A 19,155-nucleotide genomic window follows, 5' to 3' on the forward strand; every position below is an offset into this window, starting at 1 on the left:
TTTTCATCCACTACAAATCCCGGCACGTAAGATTTTTGATTTTTGATCATTATATTTTGTAAATAAAAACCTTGGATCGAAAAGCAGTCATCATTATTGGTGGGCCAACGGCGGTTGGCAAAACAGCTGCAGCTATTGCAGTGGCGCAGCATTTTCAAACGGAGATCATTTCGGCGGATAGCCGGCAATGCTATCGTGAAATGTCGATCGGTGTGGCGCGTCCGTCGGCTGAAGAACTGGCTGCGGTGCCGCATCATTTTATTGCGTCGCATTCGGTAACTGAAAATGTGACGGCTGCAACGTTTGAGCAGTATGCATTGGAAAAAGCGGCCCAGATTTTTGAAACAAACAACGTAGTGGTCATGACCGGCGGCACGGGTTTGTACCTGCAGGCTTTTTGCGAAGGCTTTGATCCCATTCCTGATGTGCCGGAAACAATTAGAGAAAAGGTGCGGCAGCAATACGCATTGAAAGGACTTTCGTGGCTGCAGGATGAAGTGGCAAAACACGATCCCCTCTTTTTTGCACAAGGCGAAGTGGCCAACCCGCAACGATTGATGCGGGCACTGGAAGTTTTTTTAGCCACCGGAAAATCGATTTTCACGTTCCGTACCGGTGTCAAAAAAAAGAGGCCGTTCAACATCATTAAAATTGCGCTGGAACTCGATAAGGAAACACTCCATCAGCGCATCAACCGGCGGGTGGAAATAATGATGGAAGAGAGCCAGTTGGACGAAGTAAAAAAGCTGCTTCCGTTTCGCCACCTTAATGCACTGCAAACGGTTGGCTACCGCGAGTTGTTTGCTTACTTGGATGGCAATATAGCACTTGAAGCGGCCGTGCAGGCTATTCAACAAAACACCCGCCAATATGCCAAGCGGCAACTTACCTGGTTTCGACGCGATGGTGCGTACCAATGGTTTCATCCTGCAGCAACAGAGTCGATATTAGCATATGTGCATCAACAACTAAACGAACAATAAAATGAAAGCAGGCCATTCACTGAATGGCCTGCTTTATTATAAAAAAACCTGAATTTTTATTTACAACTTAAAGCCTACCGTAAATAGCACATTGCCCAAGCTTTGATTCAATTTTGCTCCAGCATAATCTGCAGGATTTTCCAAACGATAGGCAAAATGCACATCGCGGTTAAGGGCATGCACATAAGTGAGGTCGGCAAAAAAGCCGCGGTTGCGGTAACCCAGGCCGCCACTCAGGTTCAGGCGATGTGCTTTTTCGCCGTTGAACTGCTGGTAAGGGTTGCCATAATAAGCGACACCGGCCCGCACCATCAGCGTGGTAAATTTAAGCTCGCCGCCCAGCCGTGCATTCAGTGCGCCTTTGTAAGCATTATCAATGGCGCGGTTTACCGATCGGAGGTATTCTTTTGTGGATTGATCGCCCACCACTTCGTTATTGGGCTGGTACGATGCAGCTTTATAATTTACATATTCCAGATCGGCGGTAATAAAACCCTGTTGCTTACTTACATCTTCTACCTCGTGCAGCACATACGATACCGAAGCAATGGCGCGGTAAGGCGTGGTGAGGGTGTATTTAAATTCCGCCGCAGCGCCGCTAACATCCTCTGAATTTTGCCGCTGTTCTCCATGGAAACCTTCGGTATCGGTTTGCATGGAAACATAGTAGTTGTCGGTTAAATTATACAGCGTGGGCGAATGAAAAGCAATGCCCACACGCCATGCTTCCTGCGGCTTGAAGATGACACCGATCTTTGCATTGATGCCGACGCCTGTGGTCTTCAGGTCTTCGTTGAGCACCATTGCATTAAAATTGTTATTTGGGTTGTCCGTAGCATCTGCCTCACCAAACTGCGCAACCCGCTGGTAGCGCAACACCGGTATGCCGATGCTGGCACCGATCATTACCTTGTTATCCATATTTACAGCGCCGCCCAATGCAAACTCATCGATACCGCCTGTTTCATTGAGCGATTGCCGCTGCAATAAATTTCCGGCCGGAGCCAAGGTTTTGAATTGCGAAATGGTATTGAACGTATCGATGTAATAGGTGTTCAACGCCAGCGACGCGCCAAACGGATAGTCGGCAGCTACGCTGTTGGCATTACGTCCGTTTACTTCCTCCAAATATTTTTGCGCAAACGAACTGCGGTTGTTGGCACCCTGGTAAAAAACATTGTTGTTGAAATCGGCGGTGCGGTTGTATGCCAGCGACATCGCCGCGCCGCGCATATTGCCCGAGTTGGAGCCGCCGCCAAACACAAAGCCTGTGGTGCCCCAGTTAAATTTGTTTTGTTTTTCCTGTTCGGTGCGGCCAAAATAGGCCGCCTTTGTACTGCCAAAGCGCAGCTGCGGGCTGAATACAAAATCGCCGGTGCGGTAAAAGCCCAGGCCAGCGGGGTTTACAAATGTTGCCGTAATGTCGCCGCCCAGCGAGCCCATGGCGCCGCCAATGGCTTTAGCTCTGGCCGTGCCTCCCGGCACCGTGTACGAAAACCGGAGTGCATCCGAAGGTTCTTGTGCCGCTGCAGCCTGGCAAATAAGATATCCGGCCGCAAAAAATGCCCATCTTTTATTCATCTGTATTAAGGGTTCTGTTGCTATAGAAATAATCTTTGGGTCAATCGTGTATGGTCAATGGTCAACGGTGAATCGTGAAAGGCTGCTTCCGATCGTAAATCGTCAATCCAAAATCGTAAATAATTGAAAGTTCCGATGTTCAATAGCCAATCATCCTTTCGCCATCAGGTACAAAAAAGCCCGGTGCCGCATGATGGATTCATGCACGCTTCACCAGGCTATTTTGTAAAGACCTTTTAGAACTTGCGAACCGGTGCGCTGCCGCCACCGCTGCTGCCGCTTGAGGAGCTGCCCGACGAGCTGCTGCCGCTGCTCATGGTAGACCTGCTAGGCGCGGAGTAAGTAGGCGTAGGGCTGCTGCTCCTGTTATTGCCAAACGTGTTGCGGATATCGTTGCCAAAATCGCGTGGCTGGCTGTAGCTGCGGTTGTTGCTGTTGCCGTTGTTGCCATAAAACTTACCGTTCGATTGGCGCGGCGAACTATACACCGGGGCGTTTGGCCGGTTAAATACATTCAGGTTGGCTGTACGTGGCCTGCTGTACACCGGGCTTTTCGGGTTCGAAATAATTACGTGGTTGTATGGGCTGTAATAAGGGTTGTAGTGATAACCCCAGGCCATGTACGGGTTCCAGTAGCTGTAGGCTCCATATGCGCCGATGCCACCAAAGAACGGATCCATATAGCGGTATGCAAACGGATCGGCATAGTAGTAGTCCAGCCCCGACCACATACGGCGGTTGCGCACCTTCATCCGCAGGTAACGGTCATCATAGTAAGCCTCCGGATCGGAATATTGCTGCTGGCGGCGGTTGTTGTTATTGCGGTACTGGCGACTATTCTCACGGTCCATCTGCACATAATCATTGTCGCTGCGGGCAGCGCTTACATATGGCTTCGGCTCCGGCGAAAAGTACACGTCGTCAGGTGTTTGCCCGCTTTTGTACGCTGTGGAACAACTGCTGGCAAAAACCGCCAATGCTATTAAGGGTAATACTGATTTCATGGCAGATGTTTTAATGAGTTAAGATGCTACTTTTGCTGCCGCATCCTGAGCACCTGTTTACTACGTTAAATTACAGCCTTTTGCTGTTAACCTAATATTAAAGATGTGGATGCAACTACAAAGTTATGAGTAAAGCAATTACCTCCCGTTCGCAGGATTATTCACAGTGGTACAACGACCTGGTTTTAAAAGGCGGCCTTGCCGATTATTCGGCCGTTCGGGGCTGTATGGTCATTAAGCCGTATGGCTTTGCCCTTTGGGAAAATATGCGCGACGAGCTGGACCGCATGTTCAAGGAAACCGGCCACCAGAATGCTTATTTCCCCTTGTTTGTACCCAAAAGCCTGTTTGAGGCAGAAGAAAAAAACGCCGAAGGCTTTGCAAAAGAATGCGCCGTGGTAACGCATTACCGCCTCAAAAGCGATCCCCAGAACAAAGGCAAGTTAATGGTTGACCCCGAAGCTAAACTGGAAGAAGAACTGGTGGTGCGGCCCACATCGGAAGCCATTATTTGGAACACATATAAAGACTGGATCCAAAGCTACCGCGACCTGCCCATCCTCGTAAACCAGTGGGCCAACGTGGTGCGTTGGGAAATGCGTACCCGGCTGTTTTTGCGCACCGCCGAATTTTTGTGGCAGGAAGGGCATACCGCCCATGCAACTGCTGAAGAGGCGGTGGAAGAAACACGCAAAATGCTGGATGTGTACGCCACTTTCGTGGAGGAGTTTATGGCAGTGCCCGTGGTGCGTGGTGTAAAAACTGCATCCGAACGTTTTGCCGGTGCAGAAGATACTTATTGCATTGAAGCGCTGATGCAGGATGGCAAAGCATTGCAGGCCGGTACGTCGCATTTCCTGGGGCAAAATTTTGCCAAGGCATTTGATGTAAAATTCCTGAGCAAGGAAAACAAGCAGGAATATGTTTGGGCTACCAGTTGGGGTGTAAGCACCCGCCTCATTGGTGCGCTGGTAATGGCGCACAGCGATGACGAAGGCCTGGTGCTGCCGCCAAAAATTGCGCCGCTGCAGGTTGTGATTGTGCCCATTTACAAGGGCGATGAGCAAAAAGCCCGCATCGACGAAAAAGTAGGGCAGATTGTAAAAGAGCTGAAAGCGCTGGGCATTTCGGTTAAATACGACGATAACGACAACAACCGGCCCGGCTGGAAGTTTGCCGAATATGAATTGAAAGGTGTGCCGGTGCGCCTGGCATTGGGCGTTCGCGACCTGGAGGCCGGCCTCATTGAAGTAGCCCGCCGCGATACAAAAGAAAAAGAAACCATCGTCATCGATGGGGTAGTGGCGCATGTACAGGCCCTGCTCGATGCAATCCAGCAAAACATGTTTGAGCGGGCGAAAAGCTACCAGCAAGAGCACATTACGCCTGCCGATAACTGGGATGATTTTGTACGCCTGCTCGACGAAAAAGGTGGCTTTATTGCAGCCCATTGGGACGGCACCGAAGAAACGGAAGCGGCCATCAAGGAGCAAACAAAAGCCACCATTCGCTGCATTCCGCTCAACAACCAGCAGGAAGAAGGAGCCTGTATCCTCACCGGCAAACCCTCAAAAGAGCGGGTGCTTTTTGCCAGAGCATACTAATAGAATGTCGAACAGACGAACAAGGAACAGAGGAATGATGAAGGTAAAATATGAATGATCAGTTATGAATTACGCAGGTATCTCAATAATTAATAATCCATAATCAATAATTTATCGTTCATCTTCTCCTTGTTCGTCTGTTCGACATTCTTCCCAAACTTTCTCTGTTCGACATTCCTTGTTCGTCTGTTCGAAATTCTTCCCTTCCTTTGCGGGGATGAACGCCGTGGACAATGTATTTGCGCAGGGTAAAGTTTTATTGGTAAACAAGCCGCTGACCTGGACTTCTTTTAACGTGGTGAGCAAGATTCGCTACCTCTCTAAAACGAAGAAAGTAGGGCACGCCGGAACCCTCGACCCGCTGGCCACCGGCTTGCTGATTGTGTGCACCGGGAAGTTTACCAAGAAGATCAACGAGTACATGGCGCAGGAGAAAGAATATACCGGTACCATTACGTTGGGTGCCATCACACCTACCTACGACCTGGAAAGCGAGCCCACCGATTTCAAAGACATTGCGCATTTAACCGGGCAACAACTCTACGAAGCCACCAAAGTATTTACAGGCGATATTTTACAAACCCCACCCATTCATTCTGCCATTAAACAAGGAGGCAAAAGGGTGTACGAAATGGCCCGAAAAGGGCAGGAGGTAAAGCTGGAGCCACGGCCCGTTACTATTAAGGAATTTGAACTAACAGGAATCGATTTGCCACAAGTGCATTTCCGCGTGGTGTGTACCACGGGCACGTACATACGCAGTTTGGCAAATGATTTTGGTGCGCATCTCGGGGTAGGCGGTTACCTCAGTGCTTTGTGCCGTACCCGCATTGGCAACTTTCATGTAGCCGATGCACAAACCATCGAAGAACTGGAAGTTTCGATCCCTGCGGAAAGGGCCGCGCAGCAGCCTTCCTGATGTTTTTTAGAACGGATAGTTGATGCCAAGTTGCAGCATCCCATTGTCGAGCCGCCATCGGTTAAACCATTGGTCCTTTCCCCGTTTAGCTGGGTCTTTGACTTTATATGCATAGTCGAGGCGCACCAGGAAAAATCCAAAGTCTACCCGAAGGCCGGTGCCGGTGCCGATGCCAATGTCCTGTAAAAAGCGGTCGGCACGGAACTCGCCATCTTCAAAGTCTGCGTTTTTGCGCAAAAACCAGATGTTGCCGATGTCGGTAAAAAATGCACTGTTGATTTGCACACCGCCCATATTAAACAGAGGAAAACGGTATTCAGCATTGGCCTCCAGCTGCATATCGCCAAATCGTTCCGGGGCAATCGTATCAGCAGTAGAACGGCTGTTTGAACCCGGTCCCAATTTGCGCAGGCCCCATGCCCGCATACTGTTGGGGCCTCCGCCAAAATATTGTTTGAAAAACGGCAGGTATTGGTTGATCCGGTCCCTTTCAAAACGCGGCATGCCAATGCCGGCGCCACCAAACACCCGCCACGCAAATGCCGATTTACCCATTTGGTGCACTTGCCTGAACTCCGCGTCGAGTTTTACAAAACGATAAAGATTACTATCTAAAAATGGGTTGCGGATCAGGCCGGAAGTCAGTCCCGATGCTTCGAGGTTCAACCGTTTTTGGTTTGAAACTTTTTTGGTGCCTCCTGTTACCGTGTAGCCCAATATAGTAGAGGAAACAAGACCTGCATTGAAAATGTACCGGTAGGATGGATATTTTGCAATCCGTGCATTCAACTCTTCCCTGCGGGTGATAAATGAGTATTCGATGTTGGGAAAAGTAAACGTAAACAGTTTGTTGTCGCGGCTAAAAGAGTAACCCCAGTTCAGGTTGAAAGAAGTTAGGTTAAACCAGCGGAACCGGTCGGTATTGTTGATGTTGAAATTCAACACCGTGCGGGCATTTTCACGCCAGGCAAGCGGAATCCAGTTATTGCGCGGAATAAGCCGCGGGAAAAGAATGGAATTATTAAGCGATACGATCTGCGTTTGAATTTGTCCTTTGTTGCCCAATTCAATGCCATAGCGCACTGTCGACGTGGCCTGGTTAGCGGCCCGGGCAAAGTTGCGGTTGTTGAGGCTGGCGTTGATACCAAAACCGATTGCACCTACATATGGGTTGCCCCTGTTCTGGCTGCCTTCGATATTGATGGTGCCTTTGTATCGGGCCGCAGGAAACATTTTAACCACATAATCCACCGTGTCGATCCCTTTTCGTGGCACTGGGTCAATACTTACCAGCCGCCAGGAGCCAATGCCATTGAGCCGAAGCAATGCTCGCAGGTATTGCTCGTGGCTATATAAGTCGCCACGTTTCACCATGATGTTTTCGACAATGATGCGGGGTTTAAACAGGTCGCGGTAACTTACTACCTGCAAGCCCCGAAGCGTTTCCGTGCGGGGAATATAATTGGCCGTATCGGCAGATAGGTCGGGGTAAACAGTGATGTCGCCCACCTTGTACCGCACCAGCCGGTTCGAATCTTCGCTTACCCTCAGCCGCACCTCCACCGTAGCTGATGGATTTTCGCGGCGGCGCTGCAATTCCTGCAACTGTCTTGCCTGTTCAATAGGGTCAAAAGTGGGCCGCAGCAGGTCGATGCCCACGGTGTCAAAAACCGCGATCAGGTCGTCAAAAGAGAACTGCAGGTAACCATTGTTGCGATATACATTCACCAGGCGGTCAAACTCCTGCGAGATCAAATTTTTAGAAAACGGCACTCCTTTTTTCAGCAAGGTGGCGGCCATATTTTTATCCGTGATGCTTTTCAACGTGTCGTCTTCAAGGTTGTACACCACCGAATCGATGGTCACCAATTTACCCGGCACCACGTTGAAATTTACGGTGGTCCGCAGCTGGTCTTCTTTTACCACCAAGGTTGTATCGTAGGTGATCGTGTCGCGGAAATACCCTTGCGCATTGAGCAGCGCTTCCATAAATGCAACCGACTTCGAGGCATTCAAACTGTCATACACCGGCGGGTTTACAATCTCTTTATAAAATAGCCGGGGACCGTTCTTCCAGCCAATTAATTTTGCCACCGATCTTACCTGTATCGAATCGTGCAATTGCTGTTGCAGCAAACCTTCCAGCTGTTTTTGCTCTTCCTTGCTAAATTTGCCCTCCAACTTTACGTTGGTTTGGTAAACAAAGGGTTGGCCGGAGGGATAATTGCGCAGCGTGGTGCACGAAGCCAGCAGTAGCATCCATAAGGTAACGAGGAGCAGTGAAAGCTGAGAAGGTTTTGCCAGGGTGTACAACATAAAGATTAAAGCCCGACTATGCTGAATAATAAAGGGATTAAAGATATTCAAAGTTTACGCGACAAAAAAAGCAGGGATGCAGCCGGCCTTTTCGTGGCCGAAGGTCCGAAGATTGTGGCGGAATTGTTGGCTGCAGCGCCGGGGCAGGTGCACCGCATTTACGCGGTAAAAGATTGGGCTGCGGAACATGCAGAAAGCTTGTCATCATTGCAAGTGGAAATAGTTGACGAATCGCTGCTGCAGCGGATATCGCACCTGCAAACACCCAACAAAGTGCTGGCTGTTTTAAAAATGTTTACAGGCGTGCAGCCCGCCAGCACCGACCAATGGTGTATTTATCTGGATACCATCCAGGACCCCGGCAATCTCGGCACCATCATCCGGCTGGCCGACTGGTTTGACGTGCCGCATGTGGTGTGCAGCCCCGGTACTGGGGATATGTATAATCCTAAAGTGGTGCAAAGTACCATGGCTTCGCTGGCAAGGGTAAACATTTGGTACGACCGGGACGATAGCTGGCTGGTGCAGCAGCAAGCACCGGTTTATGCCGCAGCGCTTGAAGGTATTTCGCTTTATGAAGCAGGCTGTTTGCCGCCGGGCATCATCATGATAGGAAATGAAAGCAAAGGTTTACGCCGCGAATTGTTGGAGCGGGCCATGGAAAAGATCACCATCCCACGCATTGGCGGCGCCGAATCGCTCAACGCAGCCGTTGCCACCGGCATCATTTTATCGCACCTGGTGGGTGCAGAACAACAGCTGCGTTTTAATAAATAATTACCGGAAACGAATTGCCTTCACCGGTTGTATGCTGCGGATCAGGAAAGAGGGGATGAGCAACACCAGCACCGAAACAAGCAGCGTGCAAATGCCTACAGCAGCAACCTGCTCCCATTTGATAACCACCACCGCGGTTTGCATGTAATACGCTTCTTCTTTGAGGCGCACAAAGCCAGTTTCCATTTGCAGCCACAGCAGGCCTAGCGCCAGCACGGTTCCCAATACAATACCCGTCAACGTAATGTAGGCTGCATGGTATAAAAATATTTTTTGCACGGCCCAATTGGAGGCGCCCAACGCTTTCAAAATGCCTACCATGCGCAACCGCTCCAATACCAGTATAATGAGGCAGGTAATGAGGTTGATCAGCGCAATGATGATCATGATGGTGATGAGGATAAACTGGTTGGTGTTTTGAATATGCAGCCAGTCAAAGATGTACGGCAGAATCTCCTGCACGGTGCGGGTTTCCCAAAGCTGCGGAAACAAATCGCTTGCATAAATTTCATTGCTTACCGCATCCATCTGGTTGTAGTCGGTCAAGAATATTTCATAACCACCAATTTCGTACGGCTCCCAGCCATTCAGGCGTTGTATAAGTTTCAGGTCGCCCAGCGCAAAGGTTTTATCGTATTCTTCAATGCTGGTTTTATAAATGCCCACCACTTGCAACCGGTCGGGGCGCATGCTGCCATCGGGGCGTACGAAATAAATAAAGATGCGGTCGTTTAGTTTTAATTGCAGTTGTCTCGCTGTGTATTCCGATAACACTATTTCGCGGCTATACGAGCTGTCGTTGATTTGCGGCATGCGGCCGCCGGGCAAAAGAAATTGCTCCAAGTGTTTAAACGATGGCTGCGATCCAAAACCCTTGAGCAATACGCCTTCCATTTCGGAGATAGTTTTTAAAATGGCGTATTTAGTAGCAAAAGGATTGACCGCTGTTACTTGTGGCAGTTCGCGAATGGATTGCGCCACCGCATCGGACGCTTCAATGGGAATGTCTTCCGCAATATTGGCTTTCATCGGCTGCCTGGCCTGCACCCGCACATGCCCCGAGAAAGAAAACACCTTCTGGCTCACCGTTTCCTGGAAGCCGTTGACAAACGAAAGCGTAATGATCATTACGGCCACGCTGATCACCGTGGCTGCAATAGACAGCCGGATGATGAACCGGGAAAAAGATTGTTGCCGGTTAAAGGCAATGCGTTTTGCAATGAATGAGGATAAGTTCAAAACTTAAATTTAAATACGGGCGGGCATCAACTAAAAGCCATTTTTGTTCGTCCTACTGGTTCGAGCCGGCTCAAAAATAACGCCGGCGGGATAAAAAACTTATTTTCATTGTTGATATGAACCGATACCGTACGATCCTGTTGTTGTGGGCGGTGCTTTTTGGCGCTGCTTTGGGTGCGCAAAAAGTGCACAGTGTAAAATTATTTCGTTCCGGCGACCAGACTTCATTCCCGCTCATTCGCCTCAACTCCGCAGATGTGCTTGAGCTGCATTTTGATGACCTTGATGGTGATTTTAAAAATTACTATTATGGGTTCCAGTTATGCAACGCCGACTGGACGCCTTCGATGCTCACAACATTCGATTATGTGCGGGGCTTTCAAAATGTACGCATCACCAATTACCGCAGTTCTTCCCTCACCACTACACGCTATACGCATTACCAGGCGCAATTGCCCGACCGCAGTTCGGCACCAACACGGTCCGGCAATTATCTGTTGAAAGTGTTTTTGAACGGCGATACGTCTAAAACAGTTTTTACCCGCCGGTTTGTGGTGGCCGATACCAAAGCCAGTGTTGCTGCGCAAGTGCAGCAACCTTTTAACAGCAGCCTGTTTCGTACAGGACAAAAGCTGCAGATTGCGTTGAACACTGACCAGCGCCTGCAGATAATGAGCCCTTCAGATTTGAAAGTGGTGATCCTGCAAAACAACAACTGGACGACCTCGCGGATTCTGGACCGGCCCACGGTTTTCCGCGGTAATTTTTACGAATACACCGATGAAGCGACCACTGCATTCCCCGCGCTGCGGGAGTTCAGGTGGGTAGACCTACGCAGCCTGCGCCTGCAAAGCGACCGTGTGCAGGACATTATTACGCAAGGCCAAAATCTATTGGTTTCGGTAAAACCAGACGCCAGCCGTGCTGGCCTGCCTTATAATTATTACCGCGACATCAACGGGGCTTACACGTTTGAGGTTTTGGAAAATAATAATCCATTTTGGCAAAGCGAATATGCTACAGTGCGGTTCACTTATTTCCCTCCGGAAAACAAGCCGCTGCAGGGATTGGATTTGTACTTGTTTGGTGAAATGACCAATTGGGCGGCGGACACATCGGCACTGATGCAGTTCAATGCAGACCGTGGTGCCTATGAAAAACTGTTGCAGTTAAAACAAGGTTATTACAGCTACGCCTATTTTACACAACCGGCTAATCGCGGTTCGTTTCCTGAGTTTGCACAAACAGAAGGCAACTTCTGGAACGCTGAAAACACGTACACCATTTTAGTGTATTTCCGGCCATTTGGTGCAAGGGCAGATGAATTGATTGGAACCGCAACAGTAAACTCGATCTTGCAACGAGGTGGATTATAATGTTGCAGTTTTTATAATGGCGTTATACATATAGATGTCAACGCATCATTGTAAAGCTGCTCCCGCAGCACAACGAAAAATTAAAAATAGCGGTGGGTAGATTTTTTGAACATAGCTGCCTATATTTGCACCGGCAGGTCTCATACGACCAGCTCCTGCTGAACTCCCCCAGGACCGGAAGGTAGCAAGGGTAGGCGGTTGTAGCGGTGCGATGTGAGTAGCCTGCCATTTTTTATTGACTACAGTTTTACTCAAAATATTAAAGGTGCTGCACAGCACCTTTTTTTATTGCACCACAATTCTGGAACGTTGTTTAAAATAAAAATTTTCGCCCTTTTTTCGGTTTTCGAATGGGCTGGTTCAAGAGCTCTTCTTCTGTTTTCAGCGGCTCGTCAAAACCGCGTTTGCGGATAAAAATCACGGTTTCTTTCCACAACAATGGGTTGCTACGCAACATTACTTTTACCCGGACCGAATCGGCTTTATATGCAGAGTCGATAAACAAATCATTGCCCTTAAAGTGCCCCGTATTCGCCGAAAAAATCAGGTGTGTCGAATCGAGTGGAAGCCAGCTGCCATCGGCCGCTTGCCCATCTACCGAAATGTAATTGTAAAAACCTTTTTTCAGGCTGTCAGTGTACAGGTTAAACGTAATCGTTTGGATTTGCTGCGCCTGCAGGCCACTTGCTGCAATCGTAATGAAAAGCAAGAAAATGATTTTACGCATGGCCTACTGTTTGGTGCAAAATTGGCGTTACAAAAGTTAAGACGGATTCAAATATGTTTTGGTTGGCCCCGCGAAAAAGGACCAATAAAAATTTGCCAGTTTAAAAGCGGCACTTATTTTTGCGCCACAAATGATCAATCTCGTACATATCCATCACCATGCTCATACTTGCCTGCAAGGGTAAGCCGCTGGTGCTTTGTGTACAACACATAAATCTCTGAAGGCTTATCCGTTGGGTAAGCCTTTTTTAATTGTATTTTATGAGCCTGAAAATAGCCATTCAAAAATCCGGACGACTGCACGATGATTCGCTAAAGCTGCTCAATGATTGCGGCCTGGGCGTGAAGAACGGGCACAACCAGCTAAAAAGCAATGCCGAAAATTTTGCCGCCGAAGTGTATTTTTTGCGCGACGATGATATCCCGCAATATGTGGAAGATGGTGTAGCGCATATTGGTTTTGTGGGTGAAAATGTTTTGTACGAAAAGAACAGGAGCGTGGACATCGCGGAGCGGGTTGGTTTTGGTAAATGCCGCCTTTCTATTGCCATTGGCAAAAATGAAGACTACAGCGGACCCGCGTATTTGGATGGGAAAAAAATCGCCACCAGCTACCCGTTCCTCACGCAAAAATTTTTAACAGAAAATGGCGTGAATGCGGAGATCCACGAGATCAGTGGTTCGGTGGAACTGGCTCCTGGCATTGGTTTGGCCGATGCGGTGTGCGATCTGGTGAGCAGCGGTTCTACGCTGTTCATGAATGGCCTGAAGGAGGTGCAACCCATTTTGCAAAGCCAGGCAGTGCTCATTAAAACAAAGGAATTACAACCCGATCAGCAAAAGCTGCTCGACCAGTTGGTGTTCCGCATCCGTTCAGTGCGCAAAGCCAAGCGCTACAAATACGTGTTGCTCAATGCACCGAATGATGCACTGAAAACCGTCATCAGCCTGCTTCCGGGTATGCGCAGTCCTACAGTGTTACCGCTCGCCGAATCGGGCTGGAGCTCGGTGCACAGCGTGATTGAAGAGGACGCTTTTTGGACAAAGATCGAACAACTGAAAGCAGCCGGTGCCGAAGGCATACTGGTTGTGCCCATCGAAAAAATGATCATGTAACCGGGTTATTTGTTTTGAATACAAAGCATTAAAACATTGAACTGATCGGGAATTTTTCCTGGTGATAAAATAGAAGGACATGGAAATTTTGCTGCATCCGGAAAAAAGCGACTGGCCGCAATTGCTGCAGCGCCCTTATGTTGACAACAGCGCCGTGCTGCAGTCGGTGCAGCAAATTTTGCACGGTGTAAAAAGCGGTGGCGATGCTGCGTTGGTGGCCTATGCGCAACAGTTTGATGGTGTGCAATTAAGTGCCCTCGAAGTAAGCGTTGAAGAAATAGAAGCCGCTGCTGAAATGCTATCGGATGAATTGAAAGAAGCCATCAAACAGGCTGCAGCCAATATCGAAGCGTTTCATTCTGCCCAGATTTCCGACAAGCAAATGATTACCACCATGCCGGGCATTGAATGCTGGCGCAAATCGGTGGGCATCGATAAAGTGGGTCTGTATGTTCCGGGCGGCACTGCGCCACTGTTTTCAACGGTGCTGATGCTAGCCATTCCCGCAAATCTGGCGGGCTGCAAGGAAGTTATATTGTGCACACCCAGCGGTAAAGACGGTGCCGTACATCCCGCCATTTTGTTTGCCGCATCCCTAACGGGTGTAGCACGGGTGTTTAAAGTGGGCGGTGCACAAGCCATTGCTGCCATGGCTTACGGCACCGAAACAGTGCCTGCGGTTTATAAAATATTTGGCCCCGGCAACCAATATGTGACAGCCGCCAAACAATTAGCGCAAATGGACGGTGTAGCCATTGATATGCCGGCCGGTCCCAGCGAAGTTTGCGTGCTAGCCGACGACTCGGCCAACCCGGCTTTTATTGCTGCCGATCTTTTGTCGCAGGCAGAGCATGGCCCCGATAGCCAGGTATTGCTGGTTTCCATTTCCGAAGTGTTGGTATATAAAGTGGCTGAAGCGTTGGAAGCTCAATTGCAGCAACTGCAACGCAAGGATATTGCTGCAAAAGCACTTTCCAATAGCAAAGCAATTGTAGTGGGTGATACGTTTGAAGCTATAGAATTGGTGAATGCATATGCTTGCGAACACCTTATTTTAAACTGCTACCACGCCGAAACAATTGCTGAACAAATCACCAACGCCGGCTCGGTGTTCATTGGTAGTTATTCGCCGGAAAGTGCCGGTGATTATGCATCGGGCACCAACCATACATTGCCCACCAATGGCTACGCCCGTGCCTACAGTGGTGTGAGTGTTGATTCGTTTGTCAAAAAAATTACCTATCAAAAATTAACGCGGGAAGGGCTGGAAGGAATTGGTGCTACCGTCATTGCGATGGCTGAAGCGGAAGGGCTGGATGCACACGCCGAAGCAGTTCGCATTCGATTGCATCATAACGAATAAACATTGTTTGTCTTGAAACAGCCTCAATTTTTTAGCCCTGCAAATAATTGGAACCAATGAATTTTGAAATCAACAATATCGTTCGGGAAAATATAAAAAACCTGAAACCTTACTCATCGGCCCGCGACGAGTTTAAAGGCGAAGCCCGCATTTTTTTGGATGCAAACGAAAACAGCCTTGGTTCGCCGTTGACGAAATGGTACAACCGTTACCCCGATCCGCTGCAATGGACCCTCAAAGAAAAAATCGCGAAGATCAAAGCCACGAAGCCGGAAAATATTTTGCTGGGCAACGGCTCCGACGAATGCATTGATTTGCTGATCCGCGCCTTTTGCGAACCGGCGCAGGACAACATTGTGATTGTGCCGCCAACATATGGCATGTATGAAGTTTATGCACACATCAACAATGTGCCGGTAAAATGCATTCCGCTGCTGCCCAATTTTCAACTGAACCTCGATGCGCTGGCCGAAGAAGTGGATGCCCGCACCAAAATCATTTTTTTGTGCTCGCCCAACAACCCGACCGGTAACAGCCTGCACCGCGAGGACATCGAACTGGTGCTGAATAATTTTGACGGATTGGTAGTGGTGGATGAAGCTTATATCAATTTCAGCCGGCAGCGTTCGTTTATTGCCGACCTGGCCGATTACCCGAACCTGGTGATTTTGCAAACCTTTTCTAAAGCCTGGGGCCTGGCTGCTTTGCGCCTCGGCATGACCATCGCATCTGCCGAGATCATCAACATATTAAACAAGATCAAGCCGCCTTACAACATCAACCAGGCCACGCAGGAACTGGCTTCCAAAGCACTGGATAACCTGGAAGGTGTGAACGCCATGATTACCGAATTGGTAAAGGAACGGGAAGTACTGGCCAGTGGACTGAAACAGTTGCCAATAGTGCAGGAGGTTTACCCAACCGATGCTAATTTTATTTTGGCAAAAGTGGCCGACGCCAATGCGGTGTACGATTTCCTGGTGGCCCAAGGCATCATCGTTCGCAACCGCAGCAACGTGATTTTGTGCGAAGGTTGTTTGCGTATAACTGTGGGCACCGAGCGGGAAAATAAGGAGTTGCTGCAGCAACTGCAGCAAATTGCAGCGGCCACGGTTTGATCATTTGCCTAAAAAAGTACAACATATGAAACCAAAGGTCTTGTTGTTGCTTGCACACCTGCTGCTTGTCGCTGCAGCATTACATGCCGCGGACACCACCCGGGTGGCGCCCTCTGCTATTATTTTGCCTACCGGTTTTACCAGCACTTTTGTAGCCGAAAACCTGGGCCAGGCAAGGCATATAGCGGTGCACCCCAGTGGTGATATTTATGTAAAACTGGGCAAGCTTAGTGAAGGCAAAGGCATTGTTGGGTTGCGTGATACCAACGGCGATGGCAAGGCTGATAAGATCACTTCGTTTGGCGAATACCCGGGTACCGGCATCGCCATCAAAAATGGCTACCTGTATGCGTCGTCGAATAGCGAAGTGTACCGATACAAACTCACCGGCCGCAACGAAATTGAAGACATAGATAAACCCGAACTGGTAGTAACCGGTTTGGTGGACCGCGGCCAGCACAATTCAAAATCTATTGCGCTGGACAATGCCGGCAACCTGTATGTAAATGTGGGTGCGCCGTCCAATGCCTGCCAGGTGCAGGACCGCACGAAGGGTTCGCCGGGACAGGATCCATGCCCCATTTTAGAAACGGCTGGCGGCATCTGGCAATTTAAGGCAGATGGCAAGGGTCAAACCTATGCGCAGGGCAGCCGTTATGTTACCGGCCTGCGCAACGTGGTGGGGCTCGACTGGAACACGCAAACCAACTCGCTGTTCGTAATGCAGCACGGCCGCGATCAACTGGCTTATCTTTTTCCCAACTTGTACGACTCGCTGCAAAGTGCCGAATTGCCTGCAGAGGAAATGTTTGAGGTGATAAAAGAGGGTGCCGATTTTGGCTGGCCTTATTGCTACTACGATGGAGTACGCCAGCAAAAAGTGTTGGCGCCTGAATACGGCGGCGACGGCAAAAAAGCGGAGCGTTGTGCAGGCGTAGAAGCGCCGGTTCAGGCGTTCCCCGCTCATATGGCGCCCAATGGGTTGCTGTTTTACACCGGCAACCAATTTCCCGAAAAATACCGCAACGGTGCCTTTATTGCTTTTCATGGTTCATGGAATAGAACGCCGCTACCGCAAAAAGGTTATTTCGTAGCATTTGTGCCGTTTGCTAATGGCAAGCCTTCCGGCCCTTGGGAAATTTTTGCCGATGGCTTTGCAGGTACCGAAACCATTACAGCACCAGGCAGGGCGCAGTACCGCCCTTGCGGTTTGGCACAGGGCCCCGATGGTGCGCTGTATGTTACCGACGACGCCAAAGGCACCATCTGGAAAATCAGTTACAAACCTGCATGATGAAAACATTTGTTTGTACCCTTTTATTGATTGGTACCTGCATAAGCGCTGCCGCGCAAACGAAAAAGCCGGCTGCAAAAACTATGACCCCTTCGGCAGTGGTGCTGGAGCGGGGCAAAACTATTTACACTACCAATTGTTTGCCCTGCCACCAGGAAGATGGATCGGGTGTGCCGCACCTCAATCCACCATTGACGCCCAACGAATGGGTAGTTGGCGCAAAGCCGCGCCTGATCAACTTGGTGCTGCATGGCTCGCAAGGTCAGGTAGTTATCGATGGCGACCGATGGGCCAACAGCATGCCGGCAAACACGTACCTTACCGATGCGCAGATAGCCGATGTGCTTACGTATGTGCGCCATTCGTTTGGCAACAACGCAGGCGCCATTAGCGCCGCGGAGGTAAAAGCGGAACGGGCAAAGAAGAAATCATAAAAACAGATCCGGTTGATGATCCGGAAATACAATACAGCATGGCAAAAAAAGTTTTATTCATCGACCGCGATGGCACATTGATACAGGAAGCTCCGCCCACTTACCAGATCGATGCATGGGAAAAATTAAAGTTTTACCCCATGGCATTTACCTACATGGCCAAGATCGCTACCGAGTTGGATTTTGAGTTGGTGATGGTAAGCAACCAGGACGGTTTAGGAACGGATTCATTTCCCGAAGCAGACTTTCATCCGCTGCACCAGCATGTAATGGACTCGTTTGCCAGCGAAGGCGTGCATTTTTCCGCAGTGCTGATCGACCGCAGCTTTCCCCACGAAAATTTGCCCACACGCAAACCCGGCACCGGTATGATGCTGCACTATCTCGACAACGATGCTTACGACATTCCCGGGTCCTTTGTAATTGGCGACCGCATTACCGATGTGCAGTTGGCTAAAAACTTGGGTTGCAAAGCCATTTGGCTCAACAACAACCCGGCGCTGGGTGCTGCAGAAGTGAGCGATGAACAAGCTGCACTGTCTGAAGTGGTGGCATTGGAAACAACCGACTGGAAAGCCATCTACGAGTTTTTAAAATTGGGCGAACGAGTGGTGGAACATTCCCGCAACACCAGCGAAACCGGCATTTCGGTCCGGCTGAATTTAGATGGCACTGGCAAGGCCAATATCAAAACAGGCCTGCATTTTTTTGATCACATGCTCGACCAGATTGCCCGGCACGGCATGATTGATTTGGAAGTGATTGCCAAAGGCGACCTGCACATTGACGAACACCACACCATCGAAGACACCGGCATTACTTTGGGTGAAGCTTTTGCGCAGGCATTGGGCAATAAACGCGGCATCGAACGCTACGGTTTTGCATTGCCCATGGATGAAGCCGAAGCAAAGGTGCTGATTGATTTTGGTGGCCGCAATTGGATTGTTTGGAACGCAACTTTTTGCCGCGAAAGGGTAGGAGATGTGCCCACCGAAATGTTCTTCCATTTCTTTAAATCGTTTTCCGATGCGGCCCGTTGCAACCTCAACATCGAGTGCCGCGGCGATAATGAACATCATAAAATCGAGGCCATTTTTAAGGCATTTGCAAAAGCCATTAAAATGGCAGTTCGCCGAGATGCATCGAGCAACCAATTGCCGAGCACGAAAGGTGTTTTGTAAAAAAGATATTTGCCCAAATAAAAACAGGTGGCTCACATGAGCCGCCTGTTTTTATTTTATTAAGGATTGTTTGTGATGGAGCTCGGGCAACATTTTTGCAGCATGAAAAAACGAACAGCGTTTT

16 protein-coding genes and 1 other RNA gene are annotated in these 19,155 nt (G+C 49.3%); 12 read left to right on the top strand and 5 right to left on the bottom strand.

The features are described 5' to 3' along the window. Window positions 1–71: 71 nt before the first annotated feature. The gene (gene miaA, locus EPD17_RS11025; protein WP_132054197.1) at window positions 72–983 is read left to right on the top strand and encodes a tRNA (adenosine(37)-N6)-dimethylallyltransferase MiaA; all 912 of its coding nucleotides are present in this window, start codon (window positions 72–74) and stop codon (window positions 981–983) included. Between the two features lie 60 nt (window positions 984–1,043). Here miaA and EPD17_RS11030 read toward each other — a convergent pair whose 3' ends face one another. After that, on the bottom strand, window positions 1,044–2,564 hold the full coding sequence (locus EPD17_RS11030; RefSeq protein WP_132054199.1) for a porin family protein: 1,521 nt from the start codon (window positions 2,562–2,564) through the stop codon (window positions 1,044–1,046). A gap of 236 nt (window positions 2,565–2,800) precedes the next feature. Beyond that, window positions 2,801–3,568, bottom strand: a complete 768-nt coding sequence (locus EPD17_RS11035; protein WP_132054201.1) for a hypothetical protein — start codon at window positions 3,566–3,568, stop codon at window positions 2,801–2,803. A gap of 125 nt (window positions 3,569–3,693) precedes the next feature. Between EPD17_RS11035 and proS the strand changes: the two genes are divergently transcribed. Both proS and truB read left to right on the top strand, forming a co-directional pair. After that, entirely contained in the window at window positions 3,694–5,172 is a 1,479-nt protein-coding gene (proS, locus tag EPD17_RS11040) for a proline--tRNA ligase (RefSeq protein WP_132054203.1), read from the top strand. 217 nt (window positions 5,173–5,389) lie between these two features. Continuing rightward, complete coding sequence (gene truB / locus EPD17_RS11045; RefSeq protein WP_132054205.1) at window positions 5,390–6,091, top strand: tRNA pseudouridine(55) synthase TruB; 702 nt, start codon at window positions 5,390–5,392, stop codon at window positions 6,089–6,091. Between the two features lie 6 nt (window positions 6,092–6,097). On the opposite strand, the gene EPD17_RS11050 is transcribed toward truB, so the two are convergent. Beyond that, complete coding sequence (locus EPD17_RS11050; RefSeq protein ID WP_132054207.1) at window positions 6,098–8,407, bottom strand: BamA/TamA family outer membrane protein; 2,310 nt, start codon at window positions 8,405–8,407, stop codon at window positions 6,098–6,100. 18 nt (window positions 8,408–8,425) lie between these two features. Between EPD17_RS11050 and EPD17_RS11055 the strand changes: the two genes are divergently transcribed. Further along, window positions 8,426–9,184, top strand: coding sequence for a TrmH family RNA methyltransferase (locus tag EPD17_RS11055; RefSeq protein ID WP_132054209.1), 759 nt, complete (start codon window positions 8,426–8,428; stop codon window positions 9,182–9,184). Here EPD17_RS11055 and EPD17_RS11060 read toward each other — a convergent pair whose 3' ends face one another. Continuing rightward, window positions 9,185–10,423, bottom strand: a complete 1,239-nt coding sequence (locus EPD17_RS11060; protein WP_132054211.1) for an ABC transporter permease — start codon at window positions 10,421–10,423, stop codon at window positions 9,185–9,187. A 116-nt stretch (window positions 10,424–10,539) separates the two neighbouring features. Between EPD17_RS11060 and EPD17_RS11065 the strand changes: the two genes are divergently transcribed. Next, window positions 10,540–11,799: a type IX secretion system plug protein gene (locus EPD17_RS11065; RefSeq protein ID WP_132054213.1), complete on the top strand. Its 1,260-nt coding sequence runs from the start codon at window positions 10,540–10,542 to the stop codon at window positions 11,797–11,799. Between the two features lie 131 nt (window positions 11,800–11,930). After that, window positions 11,931–12,030: signal recognition particle sRNA small type (gene ffs, locus EPD17_RS11070), an RNA gene on the top strand. 82 nt (window positions 12,031–12,112) lie between these two features. Here the strand turns inward: ffs and EPD17_RS11075 are convergent. Further along, entirely contained in the window at window positions 12,113–12,526 is a 414-nt protein-coding gene (locus EPD17_RS11075) for a hypothetical protein (RefSeq protein ID WP_132054215.1), read from the bottom strand. 260 nt (window positions 12,527–12,786) lie between these two features. Here EPD17_RS11075 and hisG point away from each other — a divergent pair, with 260 nt between their 5' ends. From hisG to hisB, 6 genes are all read left to right on the top strand, one after another. Continuing rightward, entirely contained in the window at window positions 12,787–13,641 is an 855-nt protein-coding gene (hisG, locus tag EPD17_RS11080) for an ATP phosphoribosyltransferase (protein WP_132054217.1), read from the top strand. A 79-nt stretch (window positions 13,642–13,720) separates the two neighbouring features. After that, window positions 13,721–15,004 carry a histidinol dehydrogenase gene (hisD, locus tag EPD17_RS11085; protein ID WP_132054220.1) on the top strand — a complete coding sequence of 428 codons (1,284 nt, stop codon included), beginning with the start codon at window positions 13,721–13,723 and terminating at the stop codon, window positions 15,002–15,004. A 56-nt stretch (window positions 15,005–15,060) separates the two neighbouring features. Then, entirely contained in the window at window positions 15,061–16,122 is a 1,062-nt protein-coding gene (hisC, locus tag EPD17_RS11090; RefSeq protein WP_132054222.1) for a histidinol-phosphate transaminase, read from the top strand. A 25-nt stretch (window positions 16,123–16,147) separates the two neighbouring features. Beyond that, a complete protein-coding gene (locus tag EPD17_RS11095; protein WP_132054224.1) occupies window positions 16,148–17,416 on the top strand; it encodes a PQQ-dependent sugar dehydrogenase in 1,269 nt (422 codons plus the stop codon). Between the two features lie 83 nt (window positions 17,417–17,499). Continuing rightward, the gene (locus EPD17_RS11100) at window positions 17,500–17,850 is read left to right on the top strand and encodes a c-type cytochrome (RefSeq protein ID WP_240040595.1); all 351 of its coding nucleotides are present in this window, start codon (window positions 17,500–17,502) and stop codon (window positions 17,848–17,850) included. A 38-nt stretch (window positions 17,851–17,888) separates the two neighbouring features. Further along, window positions 17,889–19,031, top strand: coding sequence for a bifunctional histidinol-phosphatase/imidazoleglycerol-phosphate dehydratase HisB (gene hisB, locus EPD17_RS11105; protein ID WP_132054228.1), 1,143 nt, complete (start codon window positions 17,889–17,891; stop codon window positions 19,029–19,031). Window positions 19,032–19,155: the final 124 nt, after the last annotated feature.

It is taken from the genome of Pseudocnuella soli, from assembly GCF_004347775.1.
In the GTDB taxonomy this organism is placed as follows: Bacteria; Bacteroidota; Bacteroidia; order Chitinophagales; family Chitinophagaceae; genus Flavisolibacter; species Flavisolibacter aquaticus.

Coding starts and splice junctions, on each gene's coding strand:
- EPD17_RS11075 (WP_132054215.1), bottom strand. CDS start 12,526: ATGCGTAAAATCATTTTCTTGCTTTTCATTACGATTGCAGCAAGTGGC.
- hisB (WP_132054228.1), top strand. CDS start 17,889: ATGGCAAAAAAAGTTTTATTCATCGACCGCGATGGCACATTGATACAG.
- hisC (WP_132054222.1), top strand. CDS start 15,061: ATGAATTTTGAAATCAACAATATCGTTCGGGAAAATATAAAAAACCTG.
- EPD17_RS11050 (WP_132054207.1), bottom strand. CDS start 8,407: ATGTTGTACACCCTGGCAAAACCTTCTCAGCTTTCACTGCTCCTCGTT.
- EPD17_RS11055 (WP_132054209.1), top strand. CDS start 8,426: ATGCTGAATAATAAAGGGATTAAAGATATTCAAAGTTTACGCGACAAA.
- EPD17_RS11035 (WP_132054201.1), bottom strand. CDS start 3,568: ATGAAATCAGTATTACCCTTAATAGCATTGGCGGTTTTTGCCAGCAGT.
- EPD17_RS11095 (WP_132054224.1), top strand. CDS start 16,148: ATGAAACCAAAGGTCTTGTTGTTGCTTGCACACCTGCTGCTTGTCGCT.
- EPD17_RS11065 (WP_132054213.1), top strand. CDS start 10,540: ATGAACCGATACCGTACGATCCTGTTGTTGTGGGCGGTGCTTTTTGGC.
- truB (WP_132054205.1), top strand. CDS start 5,390: ATGAACGCCGTGGACAATGTATTTGCGCAGGGTAAAGTTTTATTGGTA.
- proS (WP_132054203.1), top strand. CDS start 3,694: ATGAGTAAAGCAATTACCTCCCGTTCGCAGGATTATTCACAGTGGTAC.
- hisD (WP_132054220.1), top strand. CDS start 13,721: ATGGAAATTTTGCTGCATCCGGAAAAAAGCGACTGGCCGCAATTGCTG.
- EPD17_RS11100 (WP_240040595.1), top strand. CDS start 17,500: ATGACCCCTTCGGCAGTGGTGCTGGAGCGGGGCAAAACTATTTACACT.
- EPD17_RS11030 (WP_132054199.1), bottom strand. CDS start 2,564: ATGAATAAAAGATGGGCATTTTTTGCGGCCGGATATCTTATTTGCCAG.
- hisG (WP_132054217.1), top strand. CDS start 12,787: ATGAGCCTGAAAATAGCCATTCAAAAATCCGGACGACTGCACGATGAT.